Raw genomic sequence first — 16,089 nt, forward strand, 5'->3', positions numbered from 1 at the left:
AAAGTCGTTCACTTTCATGGATATTCCCCAGTGTCACGCCTTCGGTCTCTTGATCTTCCCCGTTCCCTCGTCGTTCGTCGTGTTGTTGCACTGGACAACAGAGTGGAGATCGAAGTCAGTCTGCGAAAGCGGAGTGCAGTGTGTCCGGACTGTCAGTGCCCGACACGACGCATTCACAGTTTCTATCAGAGAAAACTCGCGGATCTTCCATGGCAGGGCCGTCCAGCCACGCTGATCGTTTCTGTGCCGCGCTTTTTCTGCCAGACGATGCTTTGTCCACGTCGGACGTTTGTCATGCCCCTTGAGGGGATAACCGTGCGTCATGGCAGACAGACCACACGTCTTGCCGATCTTCATTATTATATCGCCCATACCCTGGGCGGTTCCGCTGGAGCACGAATGACCGTGCGCCTGTGTTGCCCCATCAGCGCCGATACTCTTGTCCGCCGTCTTCTCTCACGTGCGCAGAACACCACAAAAGGCATGGCCCGTACACGTGTGGTGGGGGTGGATGACTGGGCATGGCGGCGGGGACATCACTATGGAACGATTGTGGTTGATCTTGAGAAAAATGATGTCATTGACCTCCTGCCAGATCGGGACGCTGATACCCTTGCCCGATGGCTGCAGGTCCATCCCGGTATTGAAATCATTGCCAGAGACCGTGCCGGTGCTTATGCAGACGGATGCCGCAGAGGCGCACCATCCGCTCTTCAGGTGACAGACCGCTGGCATCTGCTGAAGAACCTGTCAGACGCTTTTGTCAGCATTCTGGACCGTTTTACGACAACAGTGAGGACCCTGACACGACAGCTGAACGTATCAACGGCAGTAAGCAAAATATCTGAAACAATCAGAGCGCATCCAGAAGAGGCGCAGGCGGTCGTCAGGTCAGCCTCTGGGGAACGACGTGATATTCTTTTCAAGGAAGCTCTTGCCCTGAAAGCAGAGGGACACAGCATTCAGGCTATCGCCACAACGATCGGGGTAGAGAGAAAAACCGTGCGGCGCTGGTTTCAGCGGGGCCATGCACCACCATGGAAAAGGACGGTTCCGCTACGCAGCATACTCGTGCCTTACGCAGCCCACCTGGAAAAGAGATGGTCCGAAGGATGTCGCAATAGTCGTCAGCTATGGCGGGAACTCCTGGAGCAGGGCTTTGCAGGACAATATGGCACCGTCTGGAAATGGGTGGCGACGCGACAGGGATGTTCCGCGAAACCCGTTCCTTCCGCGCATGTCGTTGCACCTCGGGGACGCAGACTTGCGCGGCTTCTCCTCGCAGAGGATCCGTTATCTGCCGGACAGGAGGGACTGCTGGTTCCTGCCCTTCTGGAAGCTGAACCGCACCTTGCCGTCACACTCTGCTGGCTCAGGAAAATGCAGACCCTGCTCTGTAAAAGGGGTGACACCTGCACGGGAGGCGATCTGAAGGCTCTGCTGGAAGAAGGAAAGACGACGCTGCTGTCACGTCTGATTCCCGCGCTTGAACGGGATGCGGCTGCCATTGAAGCGTCTCTTGTCACACCTTGGACAACCAGCCCGGTTGAAGGACAGATCAGCCGACTGAAAATGATCAAGCGAACCATGTTCGGAAGAGCAGGCTTCGAACTCCTCAGGGCGCGTGTCCTTCAGCCCGCATAATCAAAAAACATCATCACGAAAAGTGCGGAAGAACCACAGATTTTGGCCACACTGCAACGTGGCGGGCTGGGGCACCTTACTCTGGGGCAGCCTGCAACAGAGCTTTCCGGTGGGGAGGCACAGCGGATCAAGCTAGCAACGGAGTTGCAGAAACAGCGGCGTGGCCACACGCTTTATGTGCTGGACGAGCCCACAACCGGCCTGCACCCGTTTGATGCAGACAGGCTGATGGAACATCTGCATGAGCTGGTGCAGGCCGGTAATACCGTTCTGGTGGCCGAGCACGATATGCGGCTTGTTGCAAGGAGCGACTGGGTTATTGACTTGGGCCCGGGAGCAGGCAGCCGGGGAGGGTGCATTGTGGCGCAGGGTGTGCCGTATGACGTGGCACACACACAAGGCAGCACAACAGGCCCGTTTTTGGCCCGTTATACCGGGTAAGGCTCTGGCCGGTGCGGGGGGTACCCGGAGGCGCACGGCCGGGTGGGGTGCCGGAGTATAGTGTGCAGGCGTGGTTGGTATGGTCTGCTGCCCATGGTTAACGTAGGCAAAATCGGGGCTGGCATGACAGTTTTATAAGATTTCGGAATATAAGAAATAAAGCCAACTCCCTTCGTTTATACAGCATTTAGGTGTTTCGCTTTGGTGCAGGAAGTGCCAGAAGGGCGCCGCACACACGGTATAAATCCGTATTTCTGTCTTTAAAACAGGTTGTCATGCTTTTTAAACATCTTCCTCCCGGAGCCAGTATCGGGCTTTGGGCGCTGTTTGCCTGCACCTTTACGGCGCTGACCAGTGAGGTCGCACCCGTTGGCATACTGATAGAAATGGCCGGGACCTTCCATATACAGGAAGGTCAGGCTGGGCTGGCCGTGAGTGCTTTTGCGCTTATGGTCGCTCTTGGTGCCGTGCCCCTGACCATTATGACCGCACATATTGACCGTAAGCGGCTTATGCTTGTTTCTCTCTCGGGCTATGTGGTGTCCAATCTGGTGGTGGCCATGGCACCCACTTTTGTTGTGCTATGCGCAGGCCGCTGTATTGGCGGGCTGGCCCATGCGCTGCTTATGTCCATTGTCTCGGCTTACGCGGCCCGCCTTGTGCCTGCGGGAATGACCGGGCGGGCTATTTCGTTCGTGTATGGCGGTACATCGCTCGGGGCTATTCTGGGGGTGCCGGGGACTGCGGCTGTCGGGCATCTGGCCAGCTGGCGCGTGGCTATGTACATCATGACCGGCATTGCCGTTGTGCTCACGCTCTGCATTGCGTTTTTTCTGCCACCCGTATCTTCTGCCGTGCATGTCAAGGAGAGCCTGCCCAGCATTGTCTCGCGCAAGGTCATGCGCACGTTTCTGGTTGTGGTTCTGGTGGATGCGGTCTTCTTTTTCGCACATAACCTGCTGTACACGTATGTCACGCCGCTCCTGCTTGAGCATGGGCTGTCCAGTGGTGTGCTCAGCATTGCTCTGCTGCTTACCGGAGGGCTGAGTATTCTGGGCCTATGGGGTGCAGGGCAGATTGTGGACCGCCGACCGGCTGCGGGTATGCTGGCCAGCGGTATGGCCATGCTTGTGGGCATGGGTCTTCTGTATGGGCATATCCTGTCGGGTTGGATGTCTGTCGCGGCGGTGGGCCTGTGGTGTATTGGTTATTCCGCCATTATTCCGTTTGTTATGTCCGGCGCAATCCGGGCCCGTGCCACCCGGGCGGATGTGGCCGGTGCTGCCATTAACGCCGCAAGCAATGCCGGTATTCTGCTCGGTTCTGCCGCCGGGGGTGTGGTGCTGACACAGGCAGGCTTTGCGGTGCTGACACCTCTGGCCCTTGCAGTTGCCCTGTGTGGTATTCTGATCGCGTTTTTCAGCACTTCCGCATTCCCGCACGTGCTGCATCCCGCAGAGCATGAGGAATAAAAGGTTAGTGCTCCTGCCTGCATGGAGCAGTCGGGCTGGTCAGGCGTAGGAGCGTTCCCATTATGTGGCCGGGCGCTGGGGCCGGAGCACCTTAAGGTGCAGGGGGCTTGATGGTGACAAGGGGCTTTTGGGAGCGCTTTCTGGCAGGAATTTTCTTTTTGGTGCTGTACATAGACTGGTCGGCATGGACCATAATGGCGGCAAGGTCCTTGCCGTCCTCGGGGTAAAGCCCGCCGCCAATGCTGCCCGACAGGGAGAGTTTGAGCGTATCAACCGTTACCGGGCGGCGCAGGGCAGCCAGCAGTTTGTTGCTGACCGTATCCAGCATGGTTCTGCTCTCAATGCCGGGGAGCAGAATACCAAATTCATCCCCGCCCATACGCACGACGTAGTCGCTTTTACGTACGCTTTTGCGCAGCCTGCGGGCCATGCTCCGCAACACGTTATCCCCGGTGGCATGGCCGTATGTGTCATTGATCGGTTTGAACTGGTCCAGATCAATCATGAGAAAGCCTATGGCCTGCGCGGGGTCGTCTTCTATTTCCTCATTCCAGCGTTCCATCAGGCCGCGCCGGTTGCCAACGCCGGTCAGTTCATCTGTAAAGGCATCTTTCTGGAGTGCGCGGTATTTGCGCTTGATGTCTGAAATATCGCGGAAAATACCAATCGCTATGCCCTGCTTATGGAACATGAGCGCATAGTGCTGCACAATGCGTATTCTGCCATCTGCGCCTTTAAGGTCGAGCACCAGTTCTGGCAGTTCGCTTGTGTCCTCCCGATCCGCCCGGCTTTTGGCATGCCGGACCTGAGCGCGGAGCTGTTCCTGCTGCTTGGGGTCCACGCAACTGGTGTCGATCAGTGCGGACATGGTGGAAATCTTGTCGTCCGCAATATGGCGGAAGGCCGGGTTGCGCAGGAGAATCTGGCTATCGGACAGACGCACAACGACTGTCCCGATCGGAACTTTCCTGAAAAGTGTTTGCCCCAGAGGCGCCAGATCAGGAAGGGTAGAAAAATCAAACTGACCAGACAGGGGATCGGCGTTCATAGATGGGTATTATCCTGTGCAGCGGTACCGGGCTGGTCTGGCGCCTTGGTAAACGGGGCGCTCAGTCAAAAGTTCAGCCAAAACGAGCATACGGGTTTAATAAAGCCTGTTCAGGCCACAACCATAGTGCCCGAGTGTGAGTTGGCCATGCTTCGACCCTAAATACACCATAGACAATGATATATATCAATCATTCTGTATTATTTACGTTTGGCAGATAAGGCAGGTATGTAAGCCCCGCTGGATTCCATGGCCGACTAAAGGGAGAACTCGGGGGTTGAACAGGCCGTGAGTGGTAATAATAAATCCAAGATTTTTTCTGGATTTTCAATGAATTATGTGCGGGAAATATTGTGTGTTGAATTGATGGCTCAGCAGGGAATGGGCTTATTTGTTGTGTGGATGATGATTATTCAGTTGGGTTGCGCCTAACATTATTGTGCTTGGGGGGCAGCCACAAAGGGCCTGCGCGCCTCATGGCTGCCACTACATTCTAAAAAAGCAGGGTTGCCATGTGGTGCGCAGGCGGGACGGTTAATTCTGCTTTTCGAACGCACCGGAAATGCGCAGGGTTACGGAATCACTCACATAAGGCACATAGGTCTTGATGCCGAAGTCGCTGCGGTTGAAGGTGCTTGTGGCGTCAAACCCGGTCGTATATTTTTTGTCCATCGGGTTAATGCCAGCCCCTACAAAATGCGCATTCAGGGTAATCGGCTTTGTAATGCCATGCAGGGTCAGGTTGCCGTGGATTGTCGCATCATTCTGGCCAAGCATTTTAATGCTGGTCGAAACAAAGGTCGCATTCGGGAATTTTGTCGCATCAAACCACTGCGGGCCTTTCAATTCATCAGTCAGCTGGGAACTGGTTGTCTGAACGGATGCAACCGGAATGGTCACGGATAATCTGGAAGATGCGGGGGACTGGGCATTCAGCTCCAGTGTGCCCGATGCGTTGGAAAACGCACCGTAGTAGTTGGTAAACCCAAAATGCAGGACGGAAAACCCGATCTGGGTATGGTCGGCTTCTACCGCATAGGTGCCAGACTGGACCTGAGACGCTTTGGTAATGGTCTGGGCGGATACGGGGCTGAGGGTGCTGAAGGCAATGATGGCCGAAGCTGCCGAAAATAAAAGAGAAGCGCGGTTCATGCTGGGGAATGCTCCAAAGCGTAAGGTCAGGATAGACGTGTCCAGATATGAATAGCAGGGCACACGTGAATTAATGAATAACAATAATATAAATGCTCTGGTTATGTTTTTTGTTTCGTTTTCTGTGGGTAGGCGGCGCTTGGGCCTGTGTTATAATCCCCGCCACGTTCACGTATGAATTAAGGGGAGGGCCGTCAATGCTGACCGGAAAGGCCCCACAGCCCGAGCCTGTTAACGCCTCCGCCGAGGGCGAGCAGATATGGCTGAACGTCATAGGTAAAATGGAAGAAACCTGGGGCCAGCTTATTGGCCAGCAGGTGGAGCTGGAGCGTAAAAATGCCGCTTTGGAAGAAGCGCACGCATTTATGGCCAGCGTGTTTGAATCCATGTCCGATGTGCTGGTGGCGTGCGATACGGCACTGCGCATCGTGCGCACGAATACTGCTGCGGAAAAACTGTTTGCACCAGAAGGGCAAAGCATTGTCGGCGTGCGGCTGGAGGACCTGATAGCTCCCTCATCTGGCTTGAAAGCCGAGGATGTTGCAAGCAGCATGACCCGGCGGCAGGGGCTGGAGGACAGGGAGTTCCAGTTCTCCACTACATCGGGTGCGCTGCCTTTTGCCGTTAATGGCACGCTGCTATACGACCGGCGGCAACGCCTTTCCGGCATTGTGCTGCTTGGTCGGCCCTTGGGGGAGGTCAGGCGCGCTTATTCCGAGCTGGATCAGGCGCACCGTAACCTCAAGGCTGCCCATGTGCAGCTGGTACAGGCCGAAAAAATGGCATCCCTTGGGCGGCTGGTTGCCGGGGTTGCGCATGAGCTGAATAACCCGATCTCGTTCGTATATGGCAATGCCTATACGCTCAAACGCTTTGTTCCCCGGCTGGTCACGTATCTGGAGCACATTCACGCCCAGCCCGGCGCAGCTCTGTTTGCGCAGGAGCGGCAGGCATTGCGGGTGGATATGGTTGTCTCCGAACTGGGGGGGGACGCTGGACGGTATTGTAGAAGGTGCCGAGCGCGTGCGTGATATTGTGGCCGATCTGCGCCGCTTTTCATCAGACCGGCGGAGTGCTGGGGCTGTGTTTGATATGGCAGGCGTTGTGCGTACGGGACTGGAATGGGTGCTTGCCAGCGCGGACCGTATTGTGGAAACCCGCATGGATGTGGAAGAGCCGCTGGAGGTTGAAGGCCATGCAGGGCGCATGCAGCAGGTTGTCATGAATCTGGTGCAGAATGCGCTCGATGCCATGGAAGATGTGCCACACCCTGTAATGTGCGTGACAGCAAAGCGGGATGGCGTGCGCGTGCGCGTGCAGATTGCCGATAACGGGAGCGGTATCCCCCCCGATGTGGCGGGCCATATATTTGATCCGTTTTTTACAACCAAGCCTGTCGGCAAGGGAACGGGGTTAGGGCTTGCCATCTGCTATGGCACCGTATCCGACCATGGGGGGCAGTTTACGGTGCGTAACGGGGCGCAGGGTGGTGCGGTTGTGGCGTTTGACCTGCCCGCATTTGCCCCGGATGGCGGGCCAGCCGTGTTACCGGAAGAAGGGTAGGGAGAGCATGGCTTTTACTGTTCTGTGGCTTCAGTCCGGTGGGTGCGGCGGGTGCAGCATGTCGCTCCTGTGCGCTGAAACCCCGGACCTTGTGGCCCAGCTACGCGGTGCGGGTGTGGAGTTTTTGTGGCATCCCAGCCTGTCGGAGCAAAGCGGTGCGGAGGTCAAGGCACTGCTGGCGGACATTCTGGCTGGCCGAGTGCGGATGGATGCCCTGTGTCTGGAAGGGGCCGTGCTGCGTGGGCCGGAAGGCACGGGTCGTTACCATGTTATGGGGGGCACGGACCTGCCCATGATGGAATGGGTCCGCCAGTTGGCCGCAGTTGCGCGTTACGTTGTGGCTGTGGGCAGTTGCTCGGCCTATGGCGGTATGGCTGCGGCGTCCCCCAATATTCTGGATGCCTGTGGGTTGCAGTATGAAGGTGTGCATCCTGGTGGGGCGCTGGGGGCGGATTTTCGGGCGCAATCCGGTTTGCCGGTTGTGAATATCGCAGGCTGCCCGACGCATCCGGGCTGGGTGATCGAGACACTGGTCCTGCTGGCACAGGAAAACCTGCACGCGGAGGATATGGACGCAGTCGGTCGCCCCCGCCTGTATGCTGACCAGCTTGTGCATCAGGGCTGCACGCGGAATGAGTATTACGAATACAAGGCCAGTGCGCGCCAGCCCGCCCAGTTGGGCTGCATGATGGAATATATGGGGTGTGTCGGCACACAGGCCCATGCGGACTGTAACAACCGCCTGTGGAACGGGGAAGGCTCCTGCACACGAGGAGGCTATGCCTGCATTAACTGCACAGCCCCCGAGTTTGAGGAACCGGGACACCCCTTTGCCCAAACTCCGCGTATAGCCGGTATTCCTGTTGGCTTACCAACCGATATGCCAAAGGCATGGTTCGTTGCGCTCTCCACGCTGGCAAAGGCGGCAACGCCGGAGCGTGTTGCCCGCAATGCGGTAAGCGATCATCTGCTTGTGCCGCCAAGCAGCACGGGGGCGGAGGGGTAGGCGCGTATATGGTGGAGCAGACAAAAACCCGGCTGGTGGCAGGCCCTTTCAACCGCGTGGAAGGGGATCTGGAAGTGCGGCTGGATGTTGTGGGGCATCAGGTGGAGCGGGCCTGGGTGAATGCGCCGCTCTTCCGGGGTATAGAGCGGGTGCTGGAAGGCCGCACCCCCATGGATGCACTGGTTATTGCGCCGCGTATCTGCGGCATATGTTCTGTCTCCCAGTCCCATGCGGCCGCACTGGCGCTGGGGGGAGTTATGGGCATGGTGCCAACCCATAACGGCCAGCTTGCCACCAACCTGATCTTGGCGACTGAAAATCTGGCAGATCACCTCACGCATTTTCACTTGTTCTTCATGCCCGATTTTGCCCGCCCTGATTATGAGGGGCGGCCTTGGCACCCCCGTGCGTATGAGCGTTTTGCCGCGTTACGCGGGAGTGCCGTGCGCGGTATTTTGCAAACGCGGGCACTGGCACTGCATGTTATGGGTATTCTGGCAGGGCACTGGCCGCACACGCTGGCCATACAGCCCGGCGGTTTGTCCCGCGGGGTGGAAAAGCAGGAATGCACGCGCCTGCTGGGTATTCTGGGGGGTGTACGCGCCGCGCTGGAGGACAGTCTGTTTGGCACAAGACTGGAGGATGTTGCCGCCCTGTCCGCCCCGCAGGACCTCCGCCACTGGAGGGATAAACAGAACGGATCAGATTTTGGGTTGTTTTTACAAATTGCCCAGGACCTTGCCTTGCAGCACAGTGGGCGCAGCTACGATCGGTTTTTAAGTTTTGGAGCGTATCCGGGCTTTGAATCTGATCCCCGGCAACGCCACTGGCGCTCTGGTATTTTTGAATCCGGAGCCGTGCGGGCTTTGAATATTCAAGAGGTGCGGGAGGATCACACCTTCAGCCATATGGCGCAGGCCCCGCAGCCTTTGCCCCCGTTTGAAGGCACGACCGAACCCCATATGCGCGAGGATGCGTCCTACACATGGTGCAAGGCTCCCCGCATGGCGGGGTTGCCGTGCGAGACAGGCGCCCTGGCCCGCCAGCTTATGGCAGGCCAGCCATTGGTGCGTGCACTTGTGGCTGATCATGGTGGGAATGTTCTGTCCCGCGTGGTGGCGCGGCTTGTGGAGGTTGCACGGCTTGTGCCGCTTATGGAGCAATGGGTCCGCGCCCTGCGTCCGGGCGAGCCGTGGTGCCACGCCCAGCCCGGCACCGTGCCCGATGGGCGCGCCATAGGTATGACGGAGGCCGCCCGTGGTGCTCTGGGCCACTGGCTTTGCGTGGAAAAAGGACTGATCTCGCGCTATCAGATTATAGCCCCGACAACATGGAACTTTTCACCGCGAGACAGCGCCGGGGTGGAAGGCCCGCTTGAATACGCGCTAAGGGGTGCTCCCGTAAAAGAAGGGGAGCAGACCCCGCTTTCCGTGCAGCATATTGTGCGCTCGTTTGACCCGTGCATGGCATGTACCGTGCACTAATGCCCGAGTGTGCTGAGGAAATTTTTGTAACAGGTTTGGTGCAGGGGGTTGGTTTTCGGCCTTTTGTATGGCGTCTTGCGCAAAAGCTGGGGTTGCGGGGCTATGTGAGCAACCGGGGCGATGGCGTGCGGATTGTCGTAGCCGGGCCACCAGAGCGGGTGGCGGCACTGGTGGACGCGCTCGCAAGCCCGCCTCCTCGTGCCCGCATTGTGGCGCTCAAGCGCAGCATGGCGCAGGACGAAGGCTGGCAGGGTTTTACCATACAGGCCAGCCAGCCCGGTACGGTGCAGGCTGGCATTGTGGCGGATCTGGCTATATGCCCCGCCTGCATTGCGGAAATTGCGGATAAAAAAGACCGCCGCTACCAGTACGCTTTTACAAACTGCACAGATTGCGGGCCACGTTTTTCCATTGTAACCGGCATTCCGTATGACCGTGCCCGCACGACCATGGCGGCCTTTGCCATGTGCCCCGCCTGTGGGGCCGAATATGCCAACCCGCAGGACAGGCGCTTCCATGCCCAGCCCGTTGCCTGCCCGGTGTGCGGCCCCCGGTTGACGTTTGTCTCCGGGCAAAAGGGGAGCAACCCTGTTGTGGGGGATGGGGCGCTTGATCACGCCGTGAGCAGTCTGCTGGCGGGGCAGGTGGTGGCCATAAAGGGGATCGGCGGTTTTCATCTGGCCTGCCTTGCGGGTTCGGAGGCGGCTGTTGCAGCACTGCGGGAGCGCAAGAACAGGCCTACCCGCCCGCTTGCGGTTATGGTGCGGGATATGGCTATGGCGGAAGACTATGCCTATTTCTGTGCCGCGGAGCGTCAGGCGCTGGAGGATGTCTCAGCCCCCGTCGTGCTGGTCCGCCAGCGCAGGGAGTGGGCTTTTGCGCCCAATGTGGCCCCGGGTATGGAGCGGGTCGGGCTGCTTCTGCCCTATACGCCGCTGCATGTTGTGCTCATGCAAAAAGTTGGTCAGCCGCTGGTCATGAGCAGTGCCAACCGTTCGGGGCAGCCGCAGGTTGTGCATAATGCGGAAGCACTGGAGAACTTGCAGGGCATCGCGGATGCATGGCTCATGCACGACCGGCCTATTGCCAGGCGGCTGGATGATAGCGTGGTACGCGTGCTGGCCGGGCAGGCGCGGGTTTTGCGCCGGGGGCGGGGGCTGGCACCAGAGCCACTGCCGCTACCGGCTCTTATGGCAAAATCTCCCCCCGTTCTGGCTATGGGGGGGGATTTAAAAGCCGCGTTCTGTCTGACGCAGGGCGGGCGGGCTCTGCTGTCCCACCATCTGGGGGATATGGCGCAACTGGCTACGGAGCAGGCTATGCTGGCCGCTCTGGCGGATTACAGGGCACTGTTCGGGCAAACGCCCGCCATTGTGGCAGTGGATGACCACCCCGGGTACCGCAGTCGCGCTGTAGGGCAAAAACTGGCGGAAGATCATGGCTGGCAGCTTGAAACAGTCTGGCACCACCATGCACATATTGCCGCTACCATGGCCGAGAATGGGTGGGAGCAGGGGCCTGTTCTGGGGCTGGCGCTTGATGGTACGGGCTATGGGCCGGATGGCACCTTATGGGGGTGCGAAATACTGATGTGTGATTATGCCCATATGACCCGCTTGGGCCGTTTGGCCACAGTGCCCATGCCGGGGGGAGAAAAAGCCGCGCGTGAACCCTGGCGCATGCTTTTGGCACATCTGGATAACGCTTTGGGGGCGGAGGGGGCCAGCAAAGTGCAGGCACAACTCTGCGCGTTAAAGGACAGGCCGGTAGATGCCCTGCGCTCCATGGTACGCGCGGGGGTTAATGCTCCCCTGACCAGTTCCGCCGGGCGCCTGTTTGATGCCATGGCAGCCCTTGTTGGCACGGCCCCAACCCGCCTGAGTTATGAGGGAGAGGCCGCCATGCAACTGGAAGCGCTGGCTGAAAGGGTAGAAGGAGCCTGTGAGCCGCTGGAGTTTGGTTTGCATCTGTGCGGCACCTTGCTGGAAATAGACCCCGCTCCCATGTGGCGCGCTGGCCTGCACAGGCTGGCAGAAGGGGTTGCTGCCCCCGAACTGGCCTGGGCGTTCCATGCCGGACTGGCGCGTGTTCTGGCCAAAGCCGCAGGCCAGCTTGCCCGGCGTACGGGGGTGGGTACGGTGGCGCTGGCGGGCGGGGTTATGCATAACGGTGTGCTTGTGGGCCTGCTGGTGCCGCTTTTGCAGGCCGCCGGGTTGCGCGTGCTCCTGCCCGCGTGTGTACCTGCGGGGGATGGCGGGCTGGCCGTGGGGCAGGCTGCGGTGGCGGCATACCGGCACAGTCAGGCCTGAAAGAGCAGATAAAAGTGGAAAGCTGGCTGCCAATTCTGTCGGCAGGGCTGTGTCCATTGGCGTGTCTGGGGCGGAGCCGCCTGCCTTTTTGGGGTGTGGCACACTTCTTGCTTTCTCCTTGTAGGTAATTGCGGACCTGTTCTGGTTCGCCGCCTGAGGAGGACGTCTTCATTGATGGCTGGACTTGAAACGTTTTATGACGTGATGCGACGGCAGGGCATTACCCGCCGCTCGTTTATCAAATACTGCTCGCTGACCGCTGCGGCCCTTGGTCTGGGGCCTGAGTTTGTGCCCCAGATTGCCAGCGCGATGGAAACCAAACCCCGCCTGCCCGTATTGTGGCTGCATGGGCTGGAATGCACCTGCTGCTCGGAAAGTTTTATTCGCTCGGCACATCCGCTGGTCAAGGATGTGGTCCTGTCCATGATCTCGCTGGATTATGATGATACCCTTATGGCGTCTGCCGGGCATCAGGCTGAGGCCATTCTGGACGAGGTCATGGAGAAGTACCACGGCAACTATATTCTGGCCGTGGAGGGGAACCCGCCCCTTAATGAAGATGGCATGTACTGCATTATTGGCGGCAAGCCATTTGTGGAGCAGCTTAAAAAAGTGGCCAGCGGGGCCAAGGCCATTATCTCGTGGGGGTCATGCGCTTCGTATGGCTGCGTGCAGGCGGCTCGGCCCAACCCCACACAGGCAACCCCCGTCCACAAGGTTATTCTGGACAAGCCCATTATCAAGGTGCCCGGTTGCCCGCCCATTGCCGAGGTCATGACCGGCGTTATTACCTACATGCTTACATTTGACCGCCTGCCCGAACTTGACCGGCAGGGGCGGCCCAAAATGTTCTACTCCCAGCGCATTCACGACAAATGCTACCGCCGCCCGCATTTTGATGCAGGCCAGTATGTGGAAAGCTTTGATGATGAAGGGGCCCGCAAGGGGTACTGCCTCTACAAGGTCGGTTGCAAAGGCCCAACCACCTATAACGCCTGTTCTACCGTGCGGTGGAATGATGGCGTGTCCTTCCCCATCCAGTCCGGTCATGGCTGCATTGGCTGTTCCGAAGATGGGTTCTGGGACAAGGGGTCATGGTACGCAAGGCTCCAGAATGTCGGGGGTTTTGGCATAGAAGCCAGCGCGGACAAGGTGGGCATGGTTGCCGCCGGGGCCGTAGGTGCGGGCCTTGCCGCCCACGCCGCCATAAGCGCGCTCAGCCGCGCACGTTACAAAGGGGATGATGCCCAATGACCACGCTCCAGACACCAAACGGTTTTGCGCTTGATAACGGTGGCAAGCGCATTGTGGTGGACCCGCTGACCCGCATTGAAGGGCATATGCGCGTTGAGGTTAATGTGGATGAGCAGAACATCATCCGCAATGCGGTTTCCACCGGCACAATGTGGCGCGGGCTGGAGGTTATTCTGCGTGGGCGCGACCCGCGTGACGCATGGGCTTTTGTGGAGCGGATCTGCGGTGTGTGCACCGGTTGCCATGCTCTGGCCTCCGTGCGTGCGGTGGAAGATGCGCTGGATATTCGCATTCCCACCAATGCATTCCTTATTCGCCAGATCATGGCCAAGGTTCTGGCATGGCATGACCATGTCGTGCATTTTTACCATCTGCATGCGCTGGACTGGGTTAATCCGGTCAATGCCCTGCGGGCGGACCCACGTGCAACATCCATGTTGCAGCAATCGGTTTCTCCCAACCACGCCAAATCTTCTCCCGGTTATTTCCGCGATGTACAGAACAGGCTGAAAAAATTTGTGGAGAGCGGGCAGCTCGGCATTTTCAAAAACGGGTACTGGGACAGCAAGGCCTATCTGCTCCCGCCCGAAGCCGATCTTATGGCTGTAACGCACTACCTTGAAGCACTGGATTTTCAAAAAGAAATTGTAAAAATCCATACCATTCTGGGGGGTAAAAACCCGCACCCCAACTACATGGTTGGCGGCGTTCCCTGCGCGATCAATATTGATGGGGACATGGCAGCGGGGGCTCCGCTTAACATGGAGCGCCTGAACTTCATCAAACAAAAGCTGGATGAAGCTTACGAGTTTTCGCAAAACGTGTATGTGCCCGATGTTATCGCGATTGCCAGCTATTACAAAAACTGGCTCTACGGTGGTGGTCTGGCAAACCATAACCTCATGGATTACGGCGATTACCCAACTGTGCAGGGGGATAAATCCACCGACCGTCTGCCCGGTGGTGTAATCCTGAATGGCAACTGGAACGAAATCCACCCGATTGATGCCCGTGACCCGCAACAGGTGCAGGAGTTTGTAACCCATAGCTGGTACAGCTACGGGCAGGGCCGTGAAGATATTGGGCTGCATCCATGGGATGGGGTAACCGACCCGCATTACGCTCTGGGCAGTGGGGCCAAAGGCACGCGCACCAATATTGAAGCAGTGGACGAAAACGCCAAATATTCGTGGGTCAAAGCACCGCGCTGGCGTGGCAATGCGTGTGAGGTCGGGCCTCTGGCGCGCTATATTCTGGCGTATGCAAAAGGCGTGCCCTACGTTAAGGCGCAGGTGGATGATGCACTGGGGCGCTTTAACGCGCTGGCGGGCACCAGCTTTACCCCGCAGCAGGCGCTGCCAACCACCATTGGGCGTACGTTAACCCGCGCGCTGGAAGGGCATTATTGTGCCCAGCAGCTGCTGGATGATTACGATGCCCTGATTACAAACATCCGCAATGGTGATCTGGCAACAGCCAACATGTCCCGCTGGGACCCCGCAACATGGCCCAAGGAAGCAAAAGGCGTTGGCCTTGTGGCTGCTCCGCGCGGTGGTCTTGGCCACTGGATCAAAATCAAGGATGGCCGGATAGAAAACTACCAGTGCGTGGTGCCCAGCACATGGAACGCAGGCCCGCGTGATGCCAAGGGCAATATTGGTGCATTCGAAGCCTCGCTTCTGGGCACGCCCATGGCCAACCCCGAACAGCCGGTGGAAATCCTGCGCACCCTCCATTCGTTTGACCCCTGCATGGCCTGCGCCACGCATGTCATGGCACCAGATGGGGATGAACTCGCCCGCGTAACCGTGCGCTAAGGGGGATAGCCCGATGGTTCCATCCAAATCAAACATCCTGACCGACGAGGATTTGCAGGGCACAAACCTGCAAGGGCAAAACGCGCGCGCATTGCGTGCGCGCAAGCTCACCACGATTTATGTGTACGAAGCCCCTGTGCGGCTCTGGCACTGGGTGACTGCGGCGTCCATCGTTGTGCTGGTTATTACCGGGTATTTTATTGGCTCACCCCCTCCCTCACTGTCGGGGGAGGCCAGTAACCATTTTCTTATGGGCTGGATCCGCTACCTGCATTTTTCTGCGGCGTGGATTTTTGCCGTAGGGTTTGCCGGGCGTATTTTATGGACCTTTATGGGCAATATTTACACGCGGGAGCTTTTTTATATCCCGGTCTGGCGCAAGGATTACTGGAAAGGCCTGCTGGACGAAATACTGGTCTATGCCTTTATCAAAAAGCAGGGCGAAAAAACAATCGGGCATAACCCGCTTGCCCGTACGGCCCTGTTCTTCTGCTTTACCCTGACCGGCCTGTTCATGATTATCAGCGGGTTTGCGCTGTATTCTGATGGCACCGGAATTGATAGCTGGGAAGGCAGGGTTTTTGGCTGGGTCATGCCTTGGCTTGGGGGCAGTCTTGGCACTCACTTCCTGCACCACTGGGGTATGTGGGTTATTATTCTGTTTGTTATGATACATATCTACACCGTCACGCGGGAGGATATTATGTCCCGTCAGACGTTGCTCTCCGCCATGACCAATGGCTACCGCTCTTACAGGGATGACCGCCCTGAGTGAGAGGGCTGTGACCATAAAACTGGTCAATCTGGAAAGATAGAGTCCACAAAATCCCACCATCACATTTACGTGTTGGTGGGATTTTTGTATTTGCCCGGTCGCGTATCTGCCATTCTGGAAGTTG

At 58.0% G+C, this 16,089-nt stretch carries 12 protein-coding genes and 1 pseudogene; 11 read left to right on the forward strand and 2 right to left on the reverse strand.

Features of this window, described 5'->3' with window-relative positions; translation table 11 throughout:
- Nucleotides 1–30: 30 nt before the first annotated feature.
- The 3 genes and pseudogenes from LKE65_RS13565 to LKE65_RS08820 all read left to right on the forward strand — a co-directional run bounded on the left by LKE65_RS13565 (nt 31) and on the right by LKE65_RS08820 (nt 3,557).
- Nucleotides 31–1,644 carry an ISL3 family transposase gene (locus LKE65_RS13565; RefSeq protein WP_075624942.1) on the forward strand — a complete coding sequence of 538 codons (1,614 nt, stop codon included), beginning with the start codon at nt 31–33 and terminating at the stop codon, nt 1,642–1,644.
- Between the two features lie 36 nt (nt 1,645–1,680).
- Nucleotides 1,681–2,085, forward strand: a pseudogene (locus tag LKE65_RS08815) (excinuclease ABC subunit A); the annotation flags it as partial.
- Nucleotides 2,086–2,360: 275 nt separating this feature from the next.
- A complete protein-coding gene (locus tag LKE65_RS08820) occupies nt 2,361–3,557 on the forward strand; it encodes an MFS transporter (protein ID WP_278741028.1) in 1,197 nt (398 codons plus the stop codon).
- A 91-nt stretch (nt 3,558–3,648) separates the two neighbouring features.
- Here LKE65_RS08820 and LKE65_RS08825 read toward each other — a convergent pair whose 3' ends face one another.
- On the reverse strand, nt 3,649–4,605 hold the full coding sequence (locus tag LKE65_RS08825) for a GGDEF domain-containing protein (protein ID WP_278741029.1): 957 nt from the start codon (nt 4,603–4,605) through the stop codon (nt 3,649–3,651).
- A 534-nt stretch (nt 4,606–5,139) separates the two neighbouring features.
- A complete protein-coding gene (locus LKE65_RS08830) occupies nt 5,140–5,757 on the reverse strand; it encodes a YceI family protein (protein ID WP_278741031.1) in 618 nt (205 codons plus the stop codon).
- Between the two features lie 197 nt (nt 5,758–5,954).
- Between LKE65_RS08830 and LKE65_RS08835 the strand changes: the two genes are divergently transcribed.
- From LKE65_RS08835 to cybH, 8 genes are all read left to right on the forward strand, one after another.
- Nucleotides 5,955–6,788, forward strand: coding sequence for a PAS domain-containing protein (locus LKE65_RS08835; RefSeq protein WP_278741033.1), 834 nt, complete (start codon nt 5,955–5,957; stop codon nt 6,786–6,788).
- Nucleotides 6,781–7,320, forward strand: coding sequence for a sensor histidine kinase (locus tag LKE65_RS08840; RefSeq protein ID WP_278741035.1), 540 nt, complete (start codon nt 6,781–6,783; stop codon nt 7,318–7,320). Before LKE65_RS08835 ends, LKE65_RS08840 begins: the two co-directional genes overlap by 8 nt.
- Before the next feature lie 7 nt (nt 7,321–7,327).
- The gene (locus tag LKE65_RS08845) at nt 7,328–8,326 is read left to right on the forward strand and encodes a HupU protein (RefSeq protein ID WP_278741036.1); all 999 of its coding nucleotides are present in this window, start codon (nt 7,328–7,330) and stop codon (nt 8,324–8,326) included.
- A gap of 8 nt (nt 8,327–8,334) precedes the next feature.
- Nucleotides 8,335–9,810: a nickel-dependent hydrogenase large subunit gene (locus tag LKE65_RS08850; protein ID WP_278741038.1), complete on the forward strand. Its 1,476-nt coding sequence runs from the start codon at nt 8,335–8,337 to the stop codon at nt 9,808–9,810.
- Nucleotides 9,810–12,119, forward strand: a complete 2,310-nt coding sequence (gene hypF / locus LKE65_RS08855) for a carbamoyltransferase HypF (RefSeq protein WP_278741040.1) — start codon at nt 9,810–9,812, stop codon at nt 12,117–12,119. The genes LKE65_RS08850 and hypF overlap by 1 nt, the downstream gene beginning before the upstream one ends.
- 174 nt (nt 12,120–12,293) lie before the next feature.
- Entirely contained in the window at nt 12,294–13,373 is a 1,080-nt protein-coding gene (locus LKE65_RS08860) for a hydrogenase small subunit (protein WP_025825895.1), read from the forward strand.
- Nucleotides 13,370–15,190: a nickel-dependent hydrogenase large subunit gene (locus LKE65_RS08865; RefSeq protein WP_095349795.1), complete on the forward strand. Its 1,821-nt coding sequence runs from the start codon at nt 13,370–13,372 to the stop codon at nt 15,188–15,190. Before LKE65_RS08860 ends, LKE65_RS08865 begins: the two co-directional genes overlap by 4 nt.
- 13 nt (nt 15,191–15,203) lie before the next feature.
- Nucleotides 15,204–15,965, forward strand: coding sequence for a Ni/Fe-hydrogenase, b-type cytochrome subunit (gene cybH / locus LKE65_RS08870; RefSeq protein ID WP_086646434.1), 762 nt, complete (start codon nt 15,204–15,206; stop codon nt 15,963–15,965).
- Nucleotides 15,966–16,089: the final 124 nt, after the last annotated feature.

It is taken from the genome of Acetobacter fabarum (genome assembly GCF_022483405.1).
Lineage (GTDB): Bacteria > Pseudomonadota > Alphaproteobacteria > Acetobacterales > Acetobacteraceae > Acetobacter > Acetobacter fabarum.

Coding starts and splice junctions, on each gene's coding strand:
- LKE65_RS08825 (WP_278741029.1), bottom strand. CDS start 4,605: ATGAACGCCGATCCCCTGTCTGGTCAGTTTGATTTTTCTACCCTTCCT.
- LKE65_RS08850 (WP_278741038.1), top strand. CDS start 8,335: ATGGTGGAGCAGACAAAAACCCGGCTGGTGGCAGGCCCTTTCAACCGC.
- cybH (WP_086646434.1), top strand. CDS start 15,204: ATGGTTCCATCCAAATCAAACATCCTGACCGACGAGGATTTGCAGGGC.
- LKE65_RS08860 (WP_025825895.1), top strand. CDS start 12,294: ATGGCTGGACTTGAAACGTTTTATGACGTGATGCGACGGCAGGGCATT.
- LKE65_RS08820 (WP_278741028.1), top strand. CDS start 2,361: ATGCTTTTTAAACATCTTCCTCCCGGAGCCAGTATCGGGCTTTGGGCG.
- LKE65_RS08835 (WP_278741033.1), top strand. CDS start 5,955: ATGCTGACCGGAAAGGCCCCACAGCCCGAGCCTGTTAACGCCTCCGCC.
- LKE65_RS08830 (WP_278741031.1), bottom strand. CDS start 5,757: ATGAACCGCGCTTCTCTTTTATTTTCGGCAGCTTCGGCCATCATTGCC.
- hypF (WP_278741040.1), top strand. CDS start 9,810: ATGCCCGAGTGTGCTGAGGAAATTTTTGTAACAGGTTTGGTGCAGGGG.
- LKE65_RS08845 (WP_278741036.1), top strand. CDS start 7,328: ATGGCTTTTACTGTTCTGTGGCTTCAGTCCGGTGGGTGCGGCGGGTGC.
- LKE65_RS08865 (WP_095349795.1), top strand. CDS start 13,370: ATGACCACGCTCCAGACACCAAACGGTTTTGCGCTTGATAACGGTGGC.